The sequence below is a fragment of the Gemmatirosa kalamazoonensis genome, from assembly GCF_000522985.1.
GTDB lineage: Bacteria > Gemmatimonadota > Gemmatimonadetes > Gemmatimonadales > Gemmatimonadaceae > Gemmatirosa > Gemmatirosa kalamazoonensis.
In genome coordinates this window covers 4,503,811-4,527,788 of record NZ_CP007128.1, presented here as the reverse complement: position 1 = coordinate 4,527,788, position 23,978 = coordinate 4,503,811, and the positions used below count along the sequence as shown (strand labels likewise).

21 protein-coding genes are annotated in these 23,978 nt (G+C 72.2%); 12 read left to right on the top strand and 9 right to left on the bottom strand.

Annotated elements, in window-relative coordinates; genetic code table 11:
- Positions 1-6 precede the first annotated feature (6 nt).
- Entirely contained in the window at positions 7-585 is a 579-nt protein-coding gene (locus tag J421_RS19725; RefSeq protein ID WP_025412894.1) for an anti-sigma factor, read from the bottom strand.
- Between the two features lie 112 nt (positions 586-697).
- A complete protein-coding gene (locus J421_RS19720; RefSeq protein WP_025412893.1) occupies positions 698-1,309 on the bottom strand; it encodes a sigma-70 family RNA polymerase sigma factor in 612 nt (203 codons plus the stop codon).
- 62 nt (positions 1,310-1,371) lie between these two features.
- On the opposite strand from J421_RS19720, the gene J421_RS19715 reads away from it, so the two are divergent.
- The 6 genes from J421_RS19715 to J421_RS19690 are packed head-to-tail and all read left to right on the top strand — an operon-like array spanning position 1,372 to position 6,343.
- Positions 1,372-2,142: a ubiquinone/menaquinone biosynthesis methyltransferase gene (locus J421_RS19715; RefSeq protein WP_201773046.1), complete on the top strand. Its 771-nt coding sequence runs from the start codon at positions 1,372-1,374 to the stop codon at positions 2,140-2,142.
- Entirely contained in the window at positions 2,139-3,611 is a 1,473-nt protein-coding gene (locus tag J421_RS19710) for a menaquinone biosynthesis decarboxylase (RefSeq protein WP_025412891.1), read from the top strand. Before J421_RS19715 ends, J421_RS19710 begins: the two co-directional genes overlap by 4 nt.
- Positions 3,608-4,513: a UbiA-like polyprenyltransferase gene (locus tag J421_RS19705; protein WP_025412890.1), complete on the top strand. Its 906-nt coding sequence runs from the start codon at positions 3,608-3,610 to the stop codon at positions 4,511-4,513. Before J421_RS19710 ends, J421_RS19705 begins: the two co-directional genes overlap by 4 nt.
- Complete coding sequence (locus J421_RS19700) at positions 4,514-5,137, top strand: UbiX family flavin prenyltransferase (RefSeq protein WP_025412889.1); 624 nt, start codon at positions 4,514-4,516, stop codon at positions 5,135-5,137.
- Entirely contained in the window at positions 5,134-5,598 is a 465-nt protein-coding gene (locus tag J421_RS19695) for a metallophosphoesterase family protein (protein WP_025412888.1), read from the top strand. The genes J421_RS19700 and J421_RS19695 overlap by 4 nt, the downstream gene beginning before the upstream one ends.
- Positions 5,599-5,605: 7 nt before the next feature.
- A complete protein-coding gene (locus J421_RS19690) occupies positions 5,606-6,343 on the top strand; it encodes a DUF2461 domain-containing protein (RefSeq protein ID WP_025412887.1) in 738 nt (245 codons plus the stop codon).
- 23 nt (positions 6,344-6,366) lie between these two features.
- Here J421_RS19690 and J421_RS19685 read toward each other — a convergent pair whose 3' ends face one another.
- From J421_RS19685 to J421_RS19665, 5 genes are all read right to left on the bottom strand, one after another.
- Complete coding sequence (locus tag J421_RS19685; protein ID WP_025412886.1) at positions 6,367-6,585, bottom strand: hypothetical protein; 219 nt, start codon at positions 6,583-6,585, stop codon at positions 6,367-6,369.
- Positions 6,586-6,708: 123 nt separating this feature from the next.
- Entirely contained in the window at positions 6,709-8,724 is a 2,016-nt protein-coding gene (locus tag J421_RS19680; RefSeq protein WP_025412885.1) for a DNA-formamidopyrimidine glycosylase family protein, read from the bottom strand.
- A complete protein-coding gene (gene purD, locus J421_RS19675; protein WP_025412884.1) occupies positions 8,702-9,988 on the bottom strand; it encodes a phosphoribosylamine--glycine ligase in 1,287 nt (428 codons plus the stop codon). Before purD ends, J421_RS19680 begins: the two co-directional genes overlap by 23 nt.
- Before the next feature lie 106 nt (positions 9,989-10,094).
- Positions 10,095-11,102 (bottom strand): M48 family metallopeptidase, encoded by a 1,008-nt coding sequence (locus J421_RS19670; protein ID WP_025412883.1) that lies wholly within the window; start codon positions 11,100-11,102, stop codon positions 10,095-10,097.
- On the bottom strand, positions 11,102-12,271 hold the full coding sequence (locus tag J421_RS19665) for a cystathionine gamma-synthase (RefSeq protein WP_025412882.1): 1,170 nt from the start codon (positions 12,269-12,271) through the stop codon (positions 11,102-11,104). The genes J421_RS19670 and J421_RS19665 overlap by 1 nt, the downstream gene beginning before the upstream one ends.
- Before the next feature lie 107 nt (positions 12,272-12,378).
- On the opposite strand from J421_RS19665, the gene J421_RS19660 reads away from it, so the two are divergent.
- The 5 genes from J421_RS19660 to J421_RS19640 all read left to right on the top strand — a co-directional run bounded on the left by J421_RS19660 (position 12,379) and on the right by J421_RS19640 (position 19,698).
- Positions 12,379-13,434, top strand: a complete 1,056-nt coding sequence (locus J421_RS19660; protein ID WP_158508847.1) for an HD-GYP domain-containing protein — start codon at positions 12,379-12,381, stop codon at positions 13,432-13,434.
- A gap of 144 nt (positions 13,435-13,578) precedes the next feature.
- Complete coding sequence (gene glmM / locus J421_RS19655; protein ID WP_201773045.1) at positions 13,579-14,943, top strand: phosphoglucosamine mutase; 1,365 nt, start codon at positions 13,579-13,581, stop codon at positions 14,941-14,943.
- Positions 14,944-15,049: 106 nt separating this feature from the next.
- Complete coding sequence (glmS, locus tag J421_RS19650) at positions 15,050-16,873, top strand: glutamine--fructose-6-phosphate transaminase (isomerizing) (protein WP_025412879.1); 1,824 nt, start codon at positions 15,050-15,052, stop codon at positions 16,871-16,873.
- 256 nt (positions 16,874-17,129) lie between these two features.
- Positions 17,130-18,773, top strand: coding sequence for a hypothetical protein (locus tag J421_RS19645; protein WP_148306406.1), 1,644 nt, complete (start codon positions 17,130-17,132; stop codon positions 18,771-18,773).
- Between the two features lie 103 nt (positions 18,774-18,876).
- Positions 18,877-19,698 carry a hypothetical protein gene (locus tag J421_RS19640; protein ID WP_025412877.1) on the top strand — a complete coding sequence of 274 codons (822 nt, stop codon included), beginning with the start codon at positions 18,877-18,879 and terminating at the stop codon, positions 19,696-19,698.
- 64 nt (positions 19,699-19,762) lie between these two features.
- On the opposite strand, the gene J421_RS19635 is transcribed toward J421_RS19640, so the two are convergent.
- Positions 19,763-20,758, bottom strand: a complete 996-nt coding sequence (locus tag J421_RS19635; RefSeq protein ID WP_025412876.1) for a hypothetical protein — start codon at positions 20,756-20,758, stop codon at positions 19,763-19,765.
- Positions 20,758-21,756 (bottom strand): hypothetical protein, encoded by a 999-nt coding sequence (locus tag J421_RS19630; RefSeq protein WP_025412875.1) that lies wholly within the window; start codon positions 21,754-21,756, stop codon positions 20,758-20,760. Before J421_RS19630 ends, J421_RS19635 begins: the two co-directional genes overlap by 1 nt.
- Before the next feature lie 190 nt (positions 21,757-21,946).
- Between J421_RS19630 and J421_RS19625 the strand changes: the two genes are divergently transcribed.
- Positions 21,947-23,974: a PAS domain-containing sensor histidine kinase gene (locus J421_RS19625; RefSeq protein ID WP_025412874.1), complete on the top strand. Its 2,028-nt coding sequence runs from the start codon at positions 21,947-21,949 to the stop codon at positions 23,972-23,974.
- Positions 23,975-23,978 lie beyond the last annotated feature (4 nt).

The following is a 23,978-nucleotide window of genomic DNA, read 5'->3' as shown; positions in this document are numbered from 1 at the left end:
CTCAGCTCACTGCCGGTTGCGGCCCGCGGCCGCGACGCGCCGGAGTCCGGCCGCCGCGATGATCACCGCGAGAATGAAGGTCGTGGCGATGAGGGCGACGCCCGTCCCGCTGCCGAGCAGGCCGACGGCGGGGTCGCCGAGGGCCGACGCGACGGCGTCGCCGAGGATGCCGCGGGCGGCGCCCTGGGCGCGCTCGAGGGCGGTACCGCCGAGCATGGTCAGCACGTCGAGGCGGGCGCCGAGCCAGAGCAGGGCGACCGTGAGGACGGACGCCACGGAGACCGCGCCCGCCCCAGCGAGCACACGCGCGGGGCGCGACTGCGGGACGAAGCGGCGCAGCGTGTCGAGCAGCGCGACGTGCCACGGCTCGAACACCTGGACCTGCGCCATGACCCGCTCCGCGAACAGCGGCGACGGCGCGAGATGCGGCAGCGCCTCGAGCTCCGCGACCACGAAGCGGGCCGCCTCGACCTCCGCCGCGCACTCCGGGCACTGCCGGACGTGCGCCTTCAGCGGCGCGACGCCGAATCCGGCTTCGCCGTCGAGCAGCAGATCGATCTCGTCCGGAAGTAGATGACGGTTCACAATGGCTCCTGTGCCGGGTCGTACGCTCCGGGCCGAAGCAGAGTTTCAGTGTCGGTACGCGCGCGCGCGAGCGGCGCGTGTCCTTCATCACCAATACGCAGTTCTACGGAGATCACGATCGCAGGTGCTCGAGCGCGCGTCGCAGCTCGTGGCGCGCTCGGTGGATGTACGTCTTCACGGTGCCGAGCGGGAGGTCGAGCGTGGCCGCGATCTCCTCGTACGACCGCCCCTCGACATGACGCAGCATGATGCACGATCGATACTCGGGACGCAGCCGCGCGATGGCCCGCTCGATCGCGGTGCCCAGCTCGCGCGACTCCATCTCCTCCAGCGCCGTCTCCTGCTGCGCCGCGATCTCGAACGTCGTGGCCTCGATCTCCGCGGCGCTCGACGCGTGCGGCGAGCCGTCCATGCTCACCGTGTCGAGCTTCTTCCGACGCAGGTAGTCGATGGCGACGTTGTTCGCGATCTTGAACAGCCAGCTCGAGAACTTGAACTCCGGGCTGTACCGATCGATGTGGTTGAGGACCTTGATGAACGTGTCCTGCGCGAGGTCCTCGGCCACCTCGCGGTCGCGCACCATGCGGTGCACGAGCGAGAAGACCGGCCGTTCGTAGCGGCGCACGAGCTCACGGAACGCCGCCTCCCGCCCGTCCTGCGCGAGCCGTACGACGTCGGCGTCCGGAAGATTCTCGAGCTCGAGGCGGGATGGCGGCGGGGGCATGCTCACGGTGGCAGGCGTCCCCAACCTACAACCGAAGTGCGGGCCTTTGTAGCTTCACGGCGATGCCTACCATGCCCGCCGAGCCCGCGCCGCCACCCGTGGACGACGCCGTCGCGCGTGCCGCGGCGGCGGGCGGCGCGGAGAAGCGCGCGTACGTGCAGCGCATCTTCTCCGAGATCGCCCCGCGCTACGACCTGCTGAACCACGTCCTGAGCCTGAACGTCGACCGGCGCTGGCGCCGGCGCGCCGTCGCGGCGCTGGCGTGGCGGGCGCACCCGGCCGGCGCGTACCTCGACCTGTGCGCGGGCACGCTGGACGTGGGGGCGATGCTCGTGCGCGAGCGCGGCTTCGCCGGCACCGTGGTGGGCGCCGACTTCGCCGAGCCGATGCTGCGCGCGGGCGCGGGGAAGGCGCCGCGATCGCGGCTCGCGCCGGTGACCGCCGACGCGCTGTCGCTGCCGCTCGCCGACGACGCGCTGGCGGGGGCGATCGTGGCGTTCGGCATCCGCAACGTGGCGGACCTCGACGCGGCGCTGCGCGAGGTGCTGCGGGTGCTCCGCCCCGGCGCGCGGTTCGTGATCCTCGAGTTCTCGACGCCGCGCTCCGCGCTCGTGCGCGCCGGCTACCACCTGTACTTCCACCACGTGCTGCCGCTCGTCGGCCGGCTCGTGAGCGGGCACGAGACCGCGTACAGCTACCTGCCGCGCTCCGTCGCGCACTTTCCGGTCGAGGAGGAGCTCGCGGCGCGCATGACGCGCGCGGGGTTCGCGCAGGTCCGCTGGGAGAGCCTTTCGTTAGGCATCGCGGCCATTCACGTCGGCGAGAAACGGTGACGTTGGACACGCTCCAGGATTTCATCTCCGCGATCGAGCAGGCAGGCGAGCTGCATCGCGTCCGGCGCCCGGTGAAAGCCCACCTCGAGATCTGCGAGATCACCGACCGCGTCTCCAAGATGCCCGGGGGCGGGAAGGCGCTGCTGTTCGAGCACGTGCTGCTGCGCGACGGCACGCGGTCGCCGTACCCGGTGGCGATCAACCTGTTCGGCTCCATGCGCCGCATGGCGCTCGCGTTAGGCGTCGACGCGCTCGACGAGCACGGGCGGCGCATCACGGAGCTCATGGACCTCAAGGTCCCCGAAGGGCTGCTCGGCAAGCTGTCGATGTTGCCGCGACTGTTCGAGGTGTCGAAGTTTCCCCCGCGCGTGAAGGGCGGGAACCCGCCGTGCCGGGAGGTCGTGTGGCGCGGCGACGAGATCGATCTCGACCGGCTGCCGATCCTCACGTGCTGGCCGGACGACGGCGGCCCGTACGTGACGCTGACGATGGTGATCTCGAAGGATCCCACGCGCGGCATCCGCAACGTCGGCATGTACCGCGTGCAGCAGCTGTCGAAGAACACCGTCGCCATGCACTGGCAGCGGCACAAGGTGGGCGCCGCGCACTGGCGCGAGATGGCGGAGCGCGGCGAGACGATGCCGGTGTGCATCGTCGTCGGCGCGGACCCGGCGTCGATCTACTCGGCGAGCGCGCCGCTGCCGCCGGCGGTGGACGAGTTCATCTTCGCCGGGTTCCTGCGGCGCGAGCCGGTGAAGCTGGTGAAGGCGCTGACGAACGATCTCGAGGTGCCGTGGGACGCCGAGATCGTGCTCGAGGGATACATCGACCCGCGCGAGGCGCTCGTGGTGGAGGGGCCGTTCGGCGACCACACGGGGTTCTACTCGGAGGCGGACCTGTACCCCCAGGTGCACCTCACCGCGGTGACGATGCGCCAGCACGCCACGTACGCGACGACGATCGTCGGCCGCCCGCCGATGGAGGACTACTACCTCGGCCACGCCACCGAGCGCGTGTTCCTGCCGCTGCTCAAGATGACGGTGCCGGAGATCGTGGACTATCACATGCCCGCCGAGGGCGTGTTCCACAACCTCGTGTTCGTGTCGATCGACAAGCAGTATCCCGGGCAGGCGTACAAGGTGATGCACGCGCTGTGGGGGCAGGGGCTGATGTCGCTCGCCAAGGTGCTCGTCGTGGTCGACAAGCACGTGAACGTGCGCGACACCCAGCAGGCGTGGTGGGCGGCGCTGAACAACATCGACCCGGAGCGCGACGTGCGCTTCACCATGGGACCAGTCGACGTGCTCGATCACGCGAGCCGCGCGTTCACCTACGGGAGCAAGATGGGCATCGACGGCACGCGCAAGCTGCCGGAGGAGGGCTTCACGCGGGCGTGGCCGCCGCTCATCGAGATGGACCAGGCGACGAAGGCGGCCGTCGACGCGATGTGGCCGGAGCTGGGCCTGTGACGACGCGACCCGCCGAGCCACAGACGTTCGTCGGCACGTCGAAGCTCGCCCGCTACGCGAGCTTCGTGAAGCTGCCCCATACGGTGTTCGCGCTGCCGTTCGCGCTCGTCGGCGTGGTGCTCGCGAGCTGGACGCGCATGCCCGACGCGCGCACACTCGTGTGGACCGTGGTCGCGTTCACCGCGGCGCGCTTCGCGGCCATGGGCTTCAACCGCATCGTCGACCGCGACGTCGACGCGGCGAACCCGCGCACGGCGCGGCGCGAGCTGCCCACCGGTGCGCTGTCGCTGCGCGAGGCGCAGCTGGCGGTGGCGGTGGCGTCGCTCGTGTTCGTCGGCGCCGCGGCCGCGCTCAACACCCTGTGTCTCGCGCTCGCGCCGCTCGCGCTGGCATGGGTGTTCTTCTACAGCTACACGAAGCGGTTCACGCGCTGGTCGCACCTCGTGATGGGCCTCGGACTCGGCATCGCGCCGGTGGGCGGCTACCTCGCCGTCACGGGCTCGTGGACGCGGCCGTGGTGGCTCGCCGGCTCGCTCGCGCTCGCGGTGATGGCGTGGGCCGGCGGCTTCGACGTGTTCTATGCGCTGCAGGACGTCGCGTTCGACCGCGAGGCGGGGCTGCACTCGCTGCCCGCGATGCTCGGCCCGCGCCGCGCGATCGCGATCGCGCGCGTGCTGCACGCATCGGCGGTGGCGCTGCTGGGCGCGGCGGCACTCGGCGCGCCGGCGGGACACGGGTGGCTGCTCGCCGGCGTCGCGGTCGTCGCGGCGCTGCTGTTCTACGAGCACTCGCTCGTGCGCGAGAACGACCTGTCGCGCCTCGACGCGGCGTTCTTCACGATGAACGGCGTGATCAGCATCGTGTTCCTCGTGTTCGCGCTCGTCGCGCGGGCCACGGCGTAGATGCGCGAGCGGCGCGCGTCCCCGCTCCCGGTCGTCGTCGCCGTCACCGGCGCGTCGGGCGCGCCGTACGCGGTGCGGCTGCTGCAGGCGCTCGCTGCCGCGTCGCGGCCGACGTGGCTCGTCGTCAGCTCGCACGGGTGGCGGCTGCTCGCCACGGAGTCGGACATCGCGTCGTCGGACGCGTTGCGCGACGCGGTGGGCGCGTCGAACTGGGACCCGTGGATCACGGCGTTCGACGACACCGACCGCGGCGCGCGTCCGGCGTCGGGCTCCGCGCGCACGGCCGGGATGGTGATCTGCCCGTGCTCCATGGGCACGCTCGCCGCGATCGCCGCGGGCACGTCGCGGTCGCTCGTGGAGCGCGCGGCCGACGTGACGCTGAAGGAGCGCCGCCCGCTGGTGCTCGTGCCGCGCGAGACGCCGCTCAGCGCGATCCACCTCGAGAACATGCTGCGCCTGACGCGCGCCGGCGCGACGGTGCTCCCCGCGTCGCCGGGCTTCTACCACCGGCCGCGCGACATCGACGCACTGGTGGACTTCGTGGTCGCGCGCGTGCTCGACCACCTCGGCGTGGAGCACGCGGTGGGACGGCGGTGGGGCGAGGGCGACGAGGCGACGGAATGACGCACGTCGTGGGGCTCATCTCCGACACGCACGGGCTGGTGCGCGCGTCGGTGTTCGACGCGCTCGCGGGCGTGGAGCTGATCCTCCATGCGGGCGACGTCGGCGACGGCGTGCTCGAGGAGCTGGAGGCGATCGCGCCGGTGCGCGCGGTGTTCGGCAACACCGATCCCGTCGACCCGCGGCTCGAGGAGTCGCTGGAGCTGACGATCGGCGGGCTGTCGATCCACGTGAGCCACGGCCACGAGCTCGGCGCGCCGACGCCGCAGAAGCTGCTCGCCGCGTACGCCGCCGACGTGATCGTCTACGGCCACACGCATCGACAGCTCGTGACGCGCGCCGACGGGCGTCTCGTCGTGAACCCCGGCGCGGCGGGGCAGCGTCGGTTCAACCTCCGGCCGAGCGTCGGGCGCCTAACGATCGCGGATGGCGCGGCCGCGGTGGAGCTGGTGGACCTCACGTGAGCGCTTCATGACCTTCACCGGTTTCACCTCGAGAGCATTCACGTTCCTGCGCGGCCTCGCGAAGCACAACGAGAAGCCGTGGTTCGAGGCGCATCGCGACTCGTACGAGAACGACCTGCGCGCGCCGATGATCGCGCTCGTCGACGAGATGGACGCGCGGTTCGGGGAGTTCGCGCCGGAGATGGTGGGCGATCGGCGGCGCAGCGTGTTCCGCATCCACCGCGACGTGCGCTTCTCGAAGGACAAGCGGCCGTACAAGACGAACGCGGCGTGCTGGTTCTTCCACCGCGACGTGTCGCGCGCGCGGCAGGGCGAGCGCGCGGGGGAGAGCAGCGCCGCGGTGCACGGCGGCGCGGGGCTCTACTTCCAGCTCGCGCCGGCCGACTGCTGGGTGGGGGGTGGGCTGTGGATGCCGCCGCGTCCGGCGCTCAACATGATCCGCGAGGCGCTCGCGGCGGACCATCGCGGCTTCGAGCGGATCGTGCGCGCGCCGGCGTTCGCGGAGCGCTTCGGGGCGCTCGACGCGGAGTCGCTGCTCACGCGCACGCCGCGTGGGTACGACGCGGACCACCCGGCGGCGGAGTGGCTGCGCTACCAGTCGTTCACGGCCGGGCGCAAGATGCGCGACGCGGAGACGTTAGGCGCGTCGCTGCCGGAGACGCTGGAGGCGGACTACCGCCTGCTCCTGCCGCTGGTGCGCTGGCTCAACGCCGCGCTGCACCTGCAGGCAGCGCGACGGCGCTAGCGGCGCCGTCGCGCGCCGGGCCGTCACACCTCGCGGAAGTGCGACGCGGGGTAGAGGTAGTCGTCGTCGGAGTCGTCGATGATGCGATAGAACGCGCCATCCGCCTCGACGCCGACCAGCTCGTAGATCTTTCCCAACGTCAGGTCGTGACACCCGCCCGGCTCGTCGTCGCCCGGGATGAGGAGCCAGGGCTCCACGCTGATGCACTGGACGAGGGTCGTCGGCTGCCAAGTGGTGGCCATATCGCGCACTCCTGCGGCGTCATCGCGGTTGGATGAAGCCGGCGCCCCGGCCGGTGCGCCAACGTCGCACGCGGGACCGGCGCCAGCCGGTTCATTCCCGAAGTGCAAGACAGGCGCCAACGGCTAGGCCGCCTCGATCGCCTCCGCGGGGCCGCCCGCCAGCCACGACTCGGGAGTCGCGGTGCGCGCGAGCTCGTCGGGGAAACGGCGGAACCAGCTCGAGAGCAGCAGCAGCTCGTCGACCTCGTGCGGCGACACCGCCGCGCCGCGCGGCTCGGGTGCGTCGAACACCGCCGCGACGCGCTCCCGCGCCAGCTCCCGGTCGCGCGGGCGCCGTGGGGCGGCCATCTCGCCGCGCACCCGGCCGCGGCGGATGAGATACGTGCGGTCCTCGCCGCCGTGCCCGGGGACGGTGTACAGGAAGCTCAGGGTCTCGGTGGCGTAGCGCATCCGCTCGAACTGGTCGCGCAGCCCCTCCAGCCGGCGGACCTTGTCGCGGAGCAGGGCCGCGCGCTCGAAGTCGAGCGCCTCGGCGCACTCCTCCATGCGCGAGCGCAGCGTCACGATCGGCGCGTCGTCCACGCCGTCGAGGAACGCGCGGGCGAGCGCCACGCGCTCGTCGTACTCGTCGTGCGAGCACGCGGCGACGCACGGGCCGAGGCACTTCCGGATCTCGTGCCGGATGCAGCGCGGCGTGCGCGGCGCGATCTGCGCGAGCGCGTCGGGGAAGAGCTCCTGCTGGTCGGCGAAGCGCATCTTCACGTCGTTCGCGCAGTCGCGCAGGCCGAGGACGTCGCTCAGCTCGCGCACCGCCTCGGTCACGCGGTCGAAGCCCTGGTACGGGCCGTACCACATCCCGGGCTCGTCGCGGCCGCCGTCGCGCACGACCTGGAGCTTGGGCGCCGCGCCGCGCGTGAGGCGGATGAAGACCCAATGCTCGGCGTCGCGCTTCAGCATGACGTTGAAGCGCGGACGCAGCTTCTTGATGAGCCGCAGCTCGTGGAGCAGCGCACCAAACTCGCTCGGCACGTACTCCCACTCGATCGTCCACGCCTCGCGCACGATGCGAGCGCCCTTGTCGGCCGGGTACGAGCCGCGGAAGTAGCTCAGCAGCCTGCTCCGCACGCGCTTCGACTTGCCGACGTAGATCACGTCGCCGTCGGCGCCGATCATCCGATAGACCCCCGGCCGGTCCTCCGCGCCGGCGCGCACGAGCGCGCGCAGACCGGCGACGTGGATCTCGTCGAAGATGGGGGTGAACACGGGACTCGGGACTCGGGACTCGGGACTCGGGACTCGGGACTCCCGATCAGTTTTGACAGGTCGGGCAATACACGGTCGTGCGGCCGTCGATCGCGTGCGTGTCGACGAGCGTCGTCCCGCAGCGGGGACACGGCGCGTCCGCCCGTCCGTACACCGCGAGCCGCTCCACGAAGCCGCCACGCTCGCCGCGGGCGTCGACGTAGTCGCGGAAGCTCGTGCCGCGCAGCGCGATCGACTCCCGCAGCACGGCGACGATCGCGTCCCGCAGACGGCGGACCTCCGCCGCGGCGAGCGACGCACCGGGACGCGCGGGGTCGATGCGCGCGCGCGCCAGAGCGCTTCGTTGGCGTAGATGTTCCCCACACCCACCACGCGCCGCTGGTCCTGCAGGAGCTTCTTGATCGCCTGTCGCGAGGACCGAACAAGTCCCGATAGATGGCCGGCCGTGAACGCGGGGTCAAGAGGCTCCACGCCGAGCGCGGCGACGTACGGCTCGAACCGCTCCGGCCCCATGAGCGCGATCGTCCCGAGGCACCGGATGTCGCGGTAGTGCAGGCGCCGGCCGTCGTCGAGATCGAACGTGACCCGGAGGAACCGGCGCTCGCGCTCGTCGATCGCGCCGCCGTCGATGAGGAGCGCCCCCGTGAACCGCGGCTGCACGACGAGCCGGTCGCCGGTCGAGAGGTCGAGCACGACCAGCTTGGCCCGCCGCCACACGCGCTCGATGCGCGCCCCGGCGACGCGCGGCGCGAGCTCGGTCGGCGTTACCTCGCGCAGCACGTCGGCGCGGTGGACCGTGGCGCCGGTGATCGACGCCCCCCGGACCTCGGCGTCGAGGTCGCGGGCGATCGTCTCAGTCTCGGGCAGTTCCGGCAAGCCGCTCCGCCTCGCGCCACCCGATGTCGCGTCGCATCTGCCTCCCGTCGAAGCGGATCGACTCGGCGACGGCGCGGCTCGTCGCGCGCGCGTCGTCGAACGACGGGGCCACGGCGGTGACGGCGAGCACGCGTCCGCCGGCGGTGACCAGCCGGCCGTCGGCGTCGCGCTTCGTGCCGGCGTGGAAGATCTCGACGCCCGCCGGAACCTGCGCCGGCAGCTCGATCGGATCGCCGGTGCGCGGCTTCTCCGGGTAGCCGTGCGCCGCGAGCACGGTCGTCACGGCGGCGGGCGGCGTGGCGACCGTCCAGCCGGCGTCGGGGAGCCGGTCGCCGCGCGCGATGGCGAGCATCAGCTCCCCGAGCGGAAGGCCGAGCGCGTCCATGACCGGCAGCACCGCCTGCGTCTCGGGGTCGCCGAAGCGGCAGTTGAACTCGACCACGCGCGGCCCGTCCGCGGTGAGCATGAGCCCCGCGTACAGCAGCCCGGTGAACGGCCGCCGCGCGTCGCGCATCGCGCCGAGCGTGGGGAGCACGATGCGCTCGAGCGCGTCGCCGGCGTCGAGCGACACCGGCGCGTAGGCACCCATGCCGCCGGTGTTCGGGCCCTCGTCGCCGTCGTGCAGCCGCTTGTGGTCCTGCGCCGGCACGAGCGGGAGCGCGGCGTGTCCGTCGGTGAGATAGAACACGGACAGCTCCTCGCCCTCCATGAACTCCTCGACGAGCACCTCGGCCTCGCCGTACACGTGGCCGACGAGCATGTCGTCGATCGCGCGCTCGGCGTCGCGCATGGTGTGCGCGACGACGACGCCCTTGCCGGCGGCGAGGCCCGAGTACTTCACGACGACGGGGGCGCCTAACGCGGCCGCGGCGCGCTTCGCGTCGGTGGGGTCGGTGTGGCGCGTGGCGCGCGCCGTCGGCACGCCGGCATCGAGCATGAGGCGCTTCGCGAACGCTTTCGACGTCTCGATCTCGGCCGCGTCCTGCGTGGGGCCGAACGCGGGAAGGCCGCGCGCGCGGAAGCGGTCGACGAGCCCCGCGGCGAGCGGCGCCTCGGGTCCGACGAGCGTGAACGCGGGCCGCTGCTGCTCGGCGAGCGCGACGAGCGCGTCGACGTCGGTGGCGGAGACGTTCACGCAGCGGCCCAGCGTGGCGATGCCGGGATTGCCGGGCGCGGCGACGATCTCGGTGTCGGGATTCTCGCGCTTCAGCTTCCAGGCGAGCGCGTGCTCGCGGCCGCCGCCGCCGACGAGGAGGACTTTCATGAGGTGCAAGCTAAGCGGGCCGCAGTGGAGGAATGAGACGAGGACACTGCATTGGGGATCTCGGGATCCTTCACGATCCCGAGATCCCCACTGTAGTGCCCTCGTCTCACGTCTGTCCCTTCGTCCCTTTCCGAATGGCGTCGTTGAACGCGTCCTTCGCGCGGCCGAGCGTGTCGCGCAGCCCTTCGGTCGCGGAGCGCCACTGGTCGCCGTAGTAGCTTGCCGCCTCCTTGTAGTCCGACGAGAGCGGCGGACGATCGTCGGTGCCGCGGCGGCGGTAGTCGCCGGCGACGATGCGGTCGTAGCCGCCGCCCTGCACCCAGCGCTGCAGCTCCGCCGCGCGCACGGTGTTGAACGGGTGATCGCGCATGGCGGTGTTCACGAGCTTCATCACCGTGTCCCATGCGCCGGTCTGCGACTCGTACTCCGCGGCCTGCGTCATGAACGCGTCGACGTCCATGGCGTCCTCCTCCGCGGCGCCGGGGCGCGTGCCGCCGGCCATCTCCATGAACGTCGCGTACGCGACGCGCGGCTCCTGCACGCCGAGCAGCCCGGCGCGGTCGCACGACAGCTCCGCCTTGCGGTACCACTCGAGCAGCGCGAGCTGGAACGGGAGCAGCGCGAGCCCGGCGAGGAACGGCAGGTTCGTCACGCCGATCATGAGCACGATGAGCGCGATCGTGCGGTACGTGACGTGGCCGCTCATGACGTGCCCGAGCTCGTGCGCGAGGATGAACTGCTGCTGTCGCGCGTTCAGCAGCTCGAGGAGGCTGGAGTTCAGCACGATCACCGGCCGCTCGAAGCCGACGGCGCCCGCGTTCACGAGCGGCGTCTGCGTGACGTAGAGCGGCGGCGCCTCGCCGCCGGCGGTGCCCGGCCAGTCGAGCGTGCCGAGCATCTCCTGGTACCAGCCGTGGAGGCGCGGGCGCTGGCGCGGGCCGACGAGCACCGCGTTCGCGAGGAAGAGATTGCGTACGCCGCGGTCGCCGAAGAACCCCGCGACGCGGCGCACGATCTCGTCGAAGCCGGGAATCGCGCGCAGCGTGTTGAGCGCCGCGCGATCGGCGGGGTGCTCCCAACTGAGGCTGCTGATTCCTTCGAGGCGAGCGGCCATCAGAGCCCCTCGAACGCCTGCTCGAGATCCGACAGCAGGTCGTTCACGTCCTCGACCCCGCAGCTCAGGCGAATGAGGCCCTCGCTCAGTCCGAGGTCTCCGCGGCGCTCGATGGGGACGGACGCGTGCGTCATGAGCGCCGGATTCGAGATGAGGCTCTCGACGCCGCCCAACGACTCGGCGAGCGAGAAGACGCGGACCCGCTCGAGCACGTGCGCGGCCTTCTCGCGGGTGCCTAACTCCACCGAGATCATGCCGCCGAAGCCACGCATCTGGCGGCACGCGAGCTCGTGCTGCGGGTGCGTCGGGAGGCCCGGGTATATGACGCGTTCGTCACCGAGCCGCTCGACGAGCCACTGCGCGACGCGGCGGCCGTTCTCGTCGTGGCGCTGCATGCGCAGGTGCAGCGTCTTCGTGCCGCGCAGCACGAGCCACGCGTCGAACGGGCCGGGGACGGCGCCGGCGGCGTTCAGGATGAACTGGAGGCGCGTCGCGAGGTCGTCGTCGTTCAGCACCGCCATGCCGCCGACCATGTCGCTGTGGCCGTTCAGGTACTTCGTGGCGGAGTGCCAGACGATGTCGGCGCCGAAGTCGAGCGGCCGCTGGAAGTACGGCGTGGCGAACGTGTTGTCGACGACGAGCAGCGCGTCGCCGCGGTGGGCGATCTCGGCCGCCGCGCCGAGGTCCGTGAGCCGCATGAGCGGATTCGTCGGCGTCTCGATCATGACCATGCGCGTCTCGGGCGTCATGGCATCGGCGATGCGCTGCGGCTCGCGCGTGTCCACGTACGAGAAGCGCAGGCCGTAGTTCTGCAGCAGCTTGTCGAAGAGGCGGAAGGTGCCGCCGTAGACGTTCTCGCCGCACACGACGTGATCGCCGCTCTTGAACAGCTTCATGATGGAGTCCAGGCACCCCATCCCGCTCGAGAACGCGAAGCCGTGGCGGCCGCCCTCGAGCGCCGCTACGTTGCGCTCGAGGGCCTCCCGCGTCGGGTTCTTGCCGCGCGCGTACTCGTAGCCCTTGTTCCGCCCGAGCCCTTCCTGGACGTACGTCGACGTCTGATAGATCGGCGTCATGATCGCGCCGCTCGTCGGATCCGGGCGCTGGCCGGCGTGGATCGCGCGCGTGCCGAACGCGCCCGAAAGGTCGTCGTCGTAGATCCGCGTCATCGCTGCTCTCGTCGTGGCTCGTCGAGGAAGATGGGGCCTGCCGAGCGGCAAGATAATCGTCCGCCATGTCGAGCCGCCCACCTCTTCTGACGACTCCCGCGTCCTCGGTGCCGATCATCGTGCCCGACACGCTCGCGGTGTCCACGGTGCCGCAGCGCGCGCTGGTGGTCGACGACGAGCCGCGCCTCCGACAGGTGCTCGTGCGCCTCATGACGCGCGACGGGTTCGAGTGCGCCGACGCGGCGAACGGCGACGAGGCGATCCGGCAGCTCGAGCGCACGCCGGTGACGCTCGTCATGAGCGACCTCCGCATGCCCGGCACCGACGGCGTGGAGCTGCTGCGCACCATCCGCGAGCGGTGGCCCAACACGGCCGTCGTCATGATCACGGCCGTGTCCGACGTCGATGTCGCCGTGCGGTGCCTCGCGCTCGGCGCCATGGACTACCTCACGAAGCCGTTCCACCTCGAGGAGGTGCGGGCGCGCGTGCGGCAGGCGCTCGACAAGCGGCGGCTGCTGCTGGAGAACCGCGAGCATCAGCTCCGGCTCGAGGCACGGGTCGCGGAGCAGGCGCGGAGCCTGGAGAGCCTGTTCCTGGCGAGCATGCAGTCGCTCGCCGACGCGCTCGAGGTGAAGGACCCGTACACGCGCGGCCACTCGATCCGCGTCAGCCTGTACTCGGTCTCGATCGCCCACGCGCTCGGCCTCGGCACCGACGTGATCCGCCAGATCGAGCTCGGCGGCCATCTTCACGACATCGGCAAGATCGGCGTGCGCGAGTCCGTGCTGAAGAAGCCGGGGCCGCTCACCGAAGAGGAGTACCGGCACATCATGACCCACCCCGTGGTGGGGTGGAAGCTGCTGAACCCCCTGCTGTCGGACATGCCGCTCGCCCTCGACATCGTGCGGTCGCACCACGAGCGGGTGGACGGGTGCGGGATGCCCGACGGGCTGGCCGGGGACGCGATCCCGCTCGTGGCGCGCATCGCCGCGGTGGCCGACTCGTTCGACGCGATGACGAGCGACCGGCCGTACCGCGTGGGCCTGTCGATGGCGGCGGCGCGGCAGGAGCTGTGGCGCTGCGCGGGCACCCAGTACGACCCGGACGTCGTCGCGGCGTTCGACGCGGCCGTCGAGGAGGGGGAGATCTCGATCGGGGCGTGATCCCCGGCGCGGGGCGCCCGGCCGAAATCGTTGCCCGAGCGGGCCCGGCGGGCATACGTTACCTGCTTACCTCGTTCCCGACGGCCGCCCAGGCGGCCGGCTTCTTTTTTTCGGTACTGGGCGGCCATGGCGTACGAAGGGTTGATGGTCAGCGTGTCCGGCGTGCGCGGCCGCGTGGGCGAGGCGCTCTCGCCGGAGGTCGTGGCGCGGTTCGCGGCGGCGTTCGGCGCGTGGGCGACGGCGCGGCGGGGAGCGGGCGAGACGCGCGCCGTGGTGCTCGGGCGCGACAGCCGGGTGTCGGGGCCGCTGTTCCACCGCGTGGTGCTCTCCGCGCTGGAGGCGGTCGGCGCGGACGTCATCGACCTCGGGCTGACGACGACGCCGACCTGCCAGCTCGCCGTCGAGCACCACCACGCCGCGGGCGGCCTGATGATCTCGGCCAGCCACAACCCGATCGAGTGGAACGCGCTCAAGTTCATCGGGCCGAGCGGGTCGTTCCTGTCGGCGGAGGAGGGGGCCGAGATGCGCGCCGCGATGGAGGCGGGGACGTCGTACGCGACGTGGGACCGTCTCGGCCACGTGACCTCGGACTTCGACGCGGCGGCGCGCCACGTCGAGCAGATCCTGGGGCTTCCGTTCCTCGACGTGGAGGGGATCCGGGATCGCCGCTTCCACGTCGCGCTCGACGCCGTGCGTGGGGCCGGGGCCGTCATCATGCCGATGTTGCTGGAGCGGCTCGGCTGCACGGTGCGGGCGATCAACCTGGAGCCGGACGGGCGCTTCCCCCGGCCGCCGGAGCCGGTGGCCGAGAACCTCGGCGACCTCGAGGCGCTGGTGCGCGAGAGCGGGGCGGCGATCGGCTTCGCGACCGACCCCGACGTGGACCGGCTGGCGCTCGTCTCCGAGCGCGGCGAGGCGATCGGCGAGGACTACACCCTGGCGCTCGCGGCGCGCACCGTGCTCAAGCACCGCCGCGGGCCGGTCGTGACGAACCTCTCGACGAGCCGCGTGGTGGAGGACGTCGCCGCCGCGGCGGGCGTGGAATGCCTGCTCGCGCCGGTGGGCGAGGTGAACGTCGCGGTGAAGATGCGCGACGTGGGCGCGGTGATCGGCGGCGAGGGGAACGGCGGGGTGATCCTGCCGGAGCTCCACCTCGGGCGCGACGCCCCGCTCGGCGCGGCGCTATTGCTGCAATTGCTGGTGGAGGAGGGGCGCCCGCTGTCGGCGATCGTCGCCGACCACCCGCGCTACGTGATCGTGAAGGACAAGCTCGACCGGCCGCCCGTGCCGCTGGACTCGGTGTACCAGGCGCTGCGCGGGGCGTTCCCCGAGGCGTCGCCGGACACCCAGGACGGGCTGCGCCTGAGCTGGACCGACCGATGGGTGCACGTACGGCCGAGCGGCACCGAGCCGATCGTCCGGGTGATCGCGGAGGCGCCATCCCTGCCGGAGGCGACCGATCTGGTGTCGCGGTCGCGGAAGCCCGTGGAAGCGCTGTTCGCGAAGTGAACGCTGCGTGGCTGCGCAGCGGCGTGGGCACCAGGTATGACGCAGCCACGCAGTCACGCAGCAGACCTCGAGTCTCGAATCGGATTTCCCTGCAATCAACCGGGCCATGTGTGGAATCGTCGGATATGTCGGACCCCGCGCGGCGGCGCCGCTGCTGATCGACGGGCTGAAGCGCCTCGAGTACCGCGGCTACGACTCGGCGGGCGTGGCCGTGATGAACGGCAAGGTCGAGACGCGGAAAGCGGCCGGGAAGATCGCGCGCCTCGAGTCGGTGATCGGCCAGCAGCCGGTGCACGGCACGGTGGGAATCGCGCACACGCGGTGGGCGACGCACGGGGCGCCGAACGAGCGCAACGCGCACCCGCACGTGGACGAGAAGTCCGAGGTGGCGGTGGTGCACAACGGCATCATCGAGAACGCGACGGCGCTGCGCACGCTGCTGGAGCAGACGGGGCACACGTTCACGTCGGAGACCGACACCGAGGTGCTCGCGCACCTGATCGAGGCGAGCTACGACGGCTGCCTGGAGGACGCGGTGCTGGAGGCGCTGCACCTCGTGGACGGCACGTACGGCATCGCGGTGGTGCACGCGAAGGAGCCGAACAAGATCGTCGCCGCGCGGAAGGGGAGCCCGCTGCTCGTCGGCGTGGGTGACGGCGAGTACTTCGTGGCGAGCGACGCGTCGGCGATCCTCAACAGCACGCGCAACGTCGTGTACCTGGACGACGGCGAGCTCGCGGTCGTGACGCGCGACGGCTACAAGATCATGAGCCTCGACGCGCGCGAGCTGGTGAAGGAAGTCAACCGCATCGAGTGGGATCTCGACGAGATCGAGCGCGGCGGCTTCCCGCACTTCATGCTGAAGGAGATCTTCGAGCAGCCGCAGACGCTCGAGAACACGATGCGCGGCCGGGTGATCCTCGAGGAAGGGTTCACGAAGCTCGGCGGGCTCAATCTCACGAAGGAGCAGCTGCTCGCGATCGACAGCATCACGATCACCGCGTGCGGCACGAGCTGGCACTCGGCGCTCATCGGCGAGATGATGATCGAGGAGCTGTGCCGGATCCCGGTGGAGGTGGAGTACGCCTCCGAGTACCGGTACCGCAACCCGATCGTGTCGCCGAACACGCTGGTGATCGTGATCTCGCAGAGCGGCGAGACGGCGGACACGCTCGCGGCGATGCGCGAGGCGAAGCGGCGCGGCGCGAGAACGCTGGGCCTCGTGAACGTCGTCGGCTCGACGATCGCGCGCGAGGACGACGGCGGCGTGTACCTGCACGCCGGTCCCGAGATCGGCGTCGCGTCGACGAAGGCGTTCACGAGCCAGGTGGTGGCGCTCGCGCTGTTCACGCTGAAGCTCGCGCGGCTCCGCAACCTCGGCATCGAGCGCGGGCGCGAGATCGCGCAGGCGCTGCTGCGGCTGCCCGGGCAGGTGCAGTCGATCCTCGATCGCGCCGACGAGATCCAGGAGCTCGCCGACCAGTTCAAGAACGCGCACAACTTCCTGTACCTCGGGCGCGGCTACAACTTCCCGACGGCGCTCGAGGGCGCGCTGAAGCTGAAGGAGATCAGCTACATCCACGCCGAGGGCTACCCCGCCGCGGAGATGAAGCACGGGCCGATCGCGCTGATCGACGACCTCATGCCGGTCGTGGTCGTCGCGCCGCACGACTCGGTGTTCGACAAGGTCGTGTCGAACGTGCAGGAGGTGAAGGCGCGGAAGGGCCGCGTCATCGGGATCACGACGCGCGACGAGGAGTCGCTCGCCGGGAAGCTCGACTACGAGTTCCGGATCCCGGAGACGGTCGACATGCTGATGCCGATCCTGGCGAGCGTCCCGCTGCAGCTGCTCGCGTACTACATCGCCGTGAAGCGCGGCTGCAACGTGGACCAGCCGCGCAACCTCGCGAAGAGCGTGACGGTGGAGTGATCGCCGTCCCGGCCGCTCGTTAGGCCGTCGTTAGGCCCGCGTTAGGCACTCGGCGCCCCCGCCGAGGTCGACTGTCCGCCCGGAACGGACGGCTGACCTCGGCGGGGGCGCCGAGCGCTTCGGGCGTGCGATCGTCGTTGACAAGATCTCCGGCGCGCGCCACGCTCGTGTCGTGGCACGTGCGCGTCGCACGTGCACCGCGTCCTGCGCACGGCGCACCGCGCACGGCGCACCGCACGCCGACGGGAGCAGCGCGATGTCCCTGTCGCACCACACCTACCGGCTGTGGAACGAGCCCCCGCCCGACGGCGCGCCGTCGCCGGCGGGGGATGCGTGGGTCCGTCAGACGCTGCGCGACGACCAGCGCGACCCGCTCGCCATGTCGGAGATGCGGCGCATCGCGATCCGCTGCGGCATGGGCCCCGACCTCTCCGGCGTCAGCGACCACGAGGTCGTCGACCGCATGGCCGGGTTCATCGCGTCCGGCACCGTGCGGCTGTTCATCGAGCCCGTCTCGCTCGGCAGCGGCGGGGGCGGCGGCGTCGCACCGCCGCCGCCCGCCCCGAAGCCCACGCCGCCGAAGCCGGCACCCCCGAAGCCGGCGCCGCCGGCGAAGAAGCTCGCGAACCTGCACGTGCAGCTGCAGCACCCGTGCGACAAGAGCCCGCTCGACAAGGGCACCGTCCACATCTCGGGGCCGGAGACGCACGACCTCAACACCGGCGCCGACGGGTGGGCGAAGTTCGACGGCATCGCGCCCGGCAGCTACTCCATTCGCGGCCAGCACCCGCAGCACAAGGAAGGCACCGCGACCGCGAACGCGCCCGCGGACGCCACCACGGAGTCGAAGCTCCCGCTGCAGGCGACGATCGAGATCAAGGCGGTGAAGACGGAGTACACGGTGGTGCTCGACAAGACCGGCAACCTGCCGAGCGCCGGGACGTTCCCGATCCTCGAGTTCACCATCACGAAGGGACCGCCGAACCACCTGTTCGACGTGCAGATCTCGCGCGCCGGCGCGGGCAAGCTCTCCGGCGGCCCGGGGCTCGGCGACTCGTGGGCGCCGGGCGACGCGCGCGACGTGCGCGTCGGGCGGACGGAGTACAGCAGCTGGTCGAGCGGCCAGAAGACGCTGAAGCTCGATGGGGCGGGGAGCGCGACGTTCAAGATGCCGATCGAGTGGTGGCGCGATCAGGCGCGACGCACGCTCGCCACGTTCACCGAGGACACGCTCGCGTTCCGCGTCGTCGCCGTGAAGGATGCCGCGACGCCGATCTGCGCGGACTCCGCGAAGGGCTCGCTCAAGCTCCGCAACAACCTCACGAAGTTCGACGTCGTCGACCTCGGGTACATCGCCGGCGGGACGAAGCACTCGGTGCGGATGGAGTTCACCGTCCGCGAGGCCGACACGACCGAGATGTACACCATGGTGCAGTGGATGCAGGGCGCCATGCCGCAATGGAGCGGCACGCCGCCGGTGAAGAGCTTCCCGACGCACAAGCTGTACGACATCATCCACGACGCGGACTTCCCCGACTTCACGATCGACCGACTGCACACGAACCCGCGCTATCGCGACGGCGCGTTCACCGTGAGCGCCGACAAGAAGACGGCGAGCACCGACGATGCGCCGGGCGGCGCGATCGATCCCGGCATCAGCCACGAGTGGCACGGCGTCGACTTCGAGACGCGCGTCCATCTGAACTTCGAGGTGCCCGCCGCGGTGAAGATCACGCGCAAGGACGGCTCGGCGCCGGTGTTCGGCGTCGTCACCGGGAAGCTCGACGATCCGCAGCCCGTGACGCTCACCTCGAAGACGTGGAACACGCGCGTGCTGCAGGTCCGCAACGCCGACGGTACCATCACCGTGACGCATCCGGCCAGCTTCGCCGGTCCCTGAACGCACTCCCATGGTGGCGCGACGACGCACGCTCGCGGCACTCTGCCTGCTCGTCGCGTGGAGCGGCCAGCGCGGTTGCCATGCCCAGCAACGACCGACTCCGATGAACGCACCCGCGATCGATCATTCGCTGTCCGTCGCGCGCGACGCCGCGAACCCGCTGCCGGAGCGCGTCGCGGCGCTGGAGGCGCTCGCGCGCCGCGCCGATCCGGAGCTCCTGCCCGGGCTGCGCGCGCTGTGGGAGCGCGAGCGACCCGCGGGGCGGCCCGGCAAGAACTTCGATCCGGCGGCGGACGAGCGCATCGTGGACCTGCACCTCGTGCGCGCGATCGCGGCGTGCGGCGACACGTCGCTGCTCCCCGAGATCGCGAGCCTCGTCGCGCGCGGCGCGCCGGCGCGCGGAGAGCAGGACGACGAGCGGCGGCACGCCGCCGCCGTCATTCGCGCCATCGGACGTCCGGATCCGGTCGGCCGGCTCGTGTCGCTCGCCGCGCGCGGCGATCCGCGCGAGGTGGCGAACGCCGTGCGCACGTTGCAGCTGCTCGCGCTCCCCGCGCCGGCGAGCGGCGGCCCGGTGCCCGCGTTCGCCGAGCTCTCGGCGCCCGTGTCGTTCACGATCCACCGGCTGCGCGAGGAGGTCGAGACGATCGCCCGACTCTCCGGTGGGCGCATCGCGGTGTCGAGCGGCGCGGCGGCGCAGATCGCGGCGCAGGACTACGACCGCGGCGAGGTGCGGCGCGAGGGCACCACGCTCGCGACGGTGCTGGAGCGGGAGCTCGACCTGCTCGACCTCGCGTACGCCGTCGGGCCGGAGGGCGTGGAGATCTGCACGTTCGCGGAGGCCGCGGTGCGCTGGCAGCGCTGGTGGTCGACGCACGCGAGCGCGCTGCCGGGCGCGTCCTCGCGGGACGGCGCGACGACCTGACCGCTCGCGGCGAGCGCGCCTAACGACGCGCCGCGGCCGCGAGCCGGTCCGGTCCAGCTCCCGTCTACGGCCGGCGCGCGCCGAACGCGTCGCGCGCCGCGCCGCCCATGCGCGCGAGGTCCATCATCTCCGCCATGTCGCGCCACTCGGCCACCGTCGTCGCCTGCGTGACGTCGTCGCGGTAGGCGGTGAGCGCGCCCAACAACAGTCGCCGACGCTCGGCGTCAGGCACGCCGGGGGCCGCCAGGATGTCGGCGACCACGTCGTGCAGTGCGTGCAGGTTGTCGAACACGATGGCCGCCTCGGGATAGCGCGCGGCGAACGCCGGCGCGATCGCGGCGGCCATCGGCATGTCGGCGGGCGTCGTGCGCGGCGCGTCGTCGAGCATCGCGAAGAAGCGCGCGGTCACGGCGCGCACGTTCGCGTCGCGCTCCGCGCGGCTGCCGCCGGCGAGCAGCGCGTCGTACAGCGTCATCTGCAGCCAGTGGTACGACCAGAGCAGCCCGTTATAGCGCGGGTGCGCGCGGCGGAAGCCCAGCGCGTGCGGCCCGCTCTCCATGAGGCCCATGCGCTTCGGCACGGTGCTCAACGCGAGGTCGGGACGCGAGCGATAGTAGCGGAGCACCGCCGCGGCGGCGGCGTCGCGCTGCGCGGGCGTCAGACGCGCGTCGGCGCAGACGTCGTAGAGCTGGCGATGGAGCATGTGCGCCCACTCGAATGCCGCGCGCAGCTCCGGCGCGAGCCGCACGTAGGCGGGCCCGATCGCCGCCTCGTCGAGCGGCACGCTCGGTGGATGCCGCAGCAGCCGCGTCGTGATCCAGTCGTAGTCGGCGCGCTCGATGTCCGCGGCGGGAGCGCGCCGCGCGAGCCGATCGTAGACTCTCGCATGTCCGTAGTCGAACGCGTTGAACAGCCGGTCGACGCTCGGATACGCCGCGCGGAACGTCCAGTTGTGCGATGCGGGCAGCCAGATCTGCTCGTCGTAGGTCGCGCCGCGGCGCAGGGGCGCGCACGCCGTCATACCTGCGAGCAGCGCGCTCGCGATGAGAGCGCGACGCATCAGTGCGCGCGCACCAGCGGACGCGCCGCCACGGTCAGCGTGGCGCCGAGCGTGACGAGCGTCGCGCGGTTCACGCCGGCGACGCGCCGGCCGATGCCGGCGTCGAGCACCACGTTAGGCGCGACCTGGTGGCGCGCGCCGATCTCCGCACCGACGTCGGGACGGCCGTAGAGCCGCTCGAACGACTCGGCGTAGACGTCGGCGGCGAGCAGCACGGAGTGCACGGCGACCGCGCGATCGACCGCCGCGCCGAGGAACCAGCGGCGCCCGTAACGCGTGCGCGACAGCGCGAGCTGCCGCGTCGATGCAGATGCCGTCGCCGGTGCGCCGCACAGCCGTGCGCTCGGCGCGGCGTCGGACGCGTCCGGCATCGGCGCGACGTCGCACGGCGTGTCGGGGATGAAGGGCTCCGGCACGAACGGGCACGACGTGCCCGGTGGCGCGACCTGGTTCGGGCCGCAGCCGACGAGCGGGTTGGGCACGGAGAGGTTCCACGTACCGAGGGCGCCGTTCACGTGCACGCGCGCGGCGCGGAACGTTCGTGTGAGCATCGCCTTGCCGGAGTAGACCGGCAGCGGCGACGCGAAGCTGCCCACGGGGAGCAGCACGTCGGCAGCGAGGGCCAGCGCGGGATGGTCGGGCGTCTCGATCGTGAGCGCGTGGAGCGCGGACACGCCGATCCCGGCGACGCCGGCCCGTCTCGGTGCCTGGCCGCTCGGCGGTACGTAGAGCAGCGTCGCGCGCAGCTCGACCTCGGTCCGCGGCAGCACGCCGTACGAGAGCTTGGGCTCCGCGCGCAGCCGTGTGACGCCCGACGCGGTGTGCTCGACGCGGAGCGGCGGGAGCTGTACGCCGAGCGCGTAGCGCGCGGTCGCCGTCGCGTCCTCGATGCGCAGCGGGCGGCCGGCGTCGGTGTCGTGGTACTCGGTCTGGGCGCGCGCCGTCGCTGCCAGCAGGAGCGCGGCGACGGGGCCGAGCGCGAGAGAGGGTCGGGGCACGCGGGGGCAGTCGGGGTGAGCGGGCGGCGCATTCCTGCCGCGCGGAGCGGCCGGCGCGTCGATTCGTTGCGCGCGCGCGTGATGCGCGTCACCATGCCGCTAATCGCTCGGCGCGGGTCGCGCGTCGATTGCTGTGGCGGGCAGGCAGCCGCCGCAACCGCCTTGCCGTGCCGCTCGTCTCGATCGACTCATGACCCGCTCGTCCCGCGTTCCCACCGTCATCGCGCTGCTGCTCGTGTCGCTCGCCGGCGCCGCCGCCACGGCGTCGCACCTGCGGGCGTCGCACGGGCGGTTCGACGCCGCGGTCGCGGCCGCGCTGGCGCTGACGGTGGTGCTCGCGGGGCTGGTCGTCGGCCGGTGGCTGCGCGAGGCGCGCGCGGCCCGCGAAGAGGCGGACGTCATGATCGAGATGATGCGTGCGCAGGCCGAGGTGCTGGAGCACCAGGTGGTGGAGGCGCAGGAGCTGGCGCAGCAGCTCGAGGAGGCGAACGAGGAGCTGTCGGCGACGCTGCAGGCGGCGAACGCGTCGGCGGAGCAGCTGCGGCGCATCTTCAGCGAGAGCCCGGTGCCGATGTGGATCTACGACCCGGCGACGCTGCGCTTTCTCGACGTCAACGCCGCCGCCGCAGCGGCGTACGGCTACTCGCGGGCCGAGTTCCTGACGATGACGCTGCGGGACATCCGGCCGCCCGAGGACGTGCCGACCCTGGTGCGCGCGGTGCAGTCCGCGGCGGCCACCGGACACGTCGTGCGCGACACGTCCCGGCACCGTACGCGCGACGGCTCGCTGCGCCGGGTGGAGCTCACGTCGCAGGACACGGTCGTGGACGGCCAGCAGGCGCGGCTCGTCGTGGTGTTCGACGTCACCGACCGCGATCGCGCGGCCTCGCGCGACCACTTCCTGGGCGAGGTGAGCCGCGCGCTCGGCGCGTCGCTCGACTTTCGCGCGACGCTGCGGCACGTGGTGGAGGTGAGCCTGGCGGCGTTCGCCGCGTGGGTCGCCGCGGACGTGGTCGACGAGTCGGGCGTGCTGCGCGAGGTCGCCGCGGCCGGCCGCGCCGGCGCCGACTGGTGCCGCCGGCCGCTTCCCATCGACGCGCCCCACGGGCCGGCGTCGGTGGTGCGCACCGGTGCCACGACGCACCTGCCTAACGTGTCGGCCGCGGAGCTCGAGCGGCTCGTGGACGACGCGGAGGAGCGCGAGCGACTGCGGCTGCTGGACGGGCGGTCGGTGCTCGTGGTGCCGCTCGTCGCGCACGCGCGGCGGCTCGGCGCGCTGTCGTTCGTCTCGCCGGTGTCCCGGCCGTTCACCGAGAGCGATCGCGCGCTGGCCGAGGAGGTGGGGCGGCGTGCGGGGCTCGCGCTCGACAACGCGGAACGGTACCACGCGGAGCAGGGCGCGCGCACGGCCGCGGAAGACGCGAACCGCGCGAAGAGCGAGTTCCTCGCCGTGATGAGCCACGAGCTGCGCACGCCGCTGAACGCGATCGCGGGCTACGCGCAGCTGCTCGAGCTGGGGCTCTACGGGCCGCTGACCGACGAGCAGCGGAAGGTGCTGGGCCGCGTGAACCACGCGCAGGGGCACCTGCTGAGCCTCATCAACGACGTGCTGAACTTCGCGAAGCTCGAGGCGGGGCGGGTGCAGTACGACGTGCGCGAGACCGACGTCGCCGTGGTGATGGCGGAGGCCGTGGAGCTCGGCGTGCCGCAGCTGGAGGCGAAGGGCGTGACGCTCGAGGTGGAGGAGTCGGCGGCGGGCGATTCCCTCGCCGTGTGGGCCGACGGCGACAAGCTGCGCCAGGTGCTGCTCAACCTCCTCTCGAACGCGGCGAAGTTCACGCCGAGCGGCGGGTGCGTCACGCTGCGCTGCGAGCCGGCCGACGCGTCGCACCCCGACCTCGCGCTGATCCACATCGCCGACACCGGCATCGGCATCGCGGCCGACAAGCTGGAGGCCATCTTCGAGCCGTTCGTGCAGGTCGACGCCCGACGCACGCGCGAGCACCAGGGCACGGGGCTGGGGCTCGCGATCAGCCGCGACCTCGCGCGCGGCATGGGGGGCGACCTCACGGCGGCGAGCGAGTTAGGCAAGGGGAGCACGTTCACGCTGGCGCTGCGGCGCGTGGTCGCCGCCGACGGCGAACGCACCGACCGGCGCGCGAGCACCGATCGGCGCGTGGGGGACCGTCGCCGGCATTCCGACCGTCGGACGCGTTAGGCGC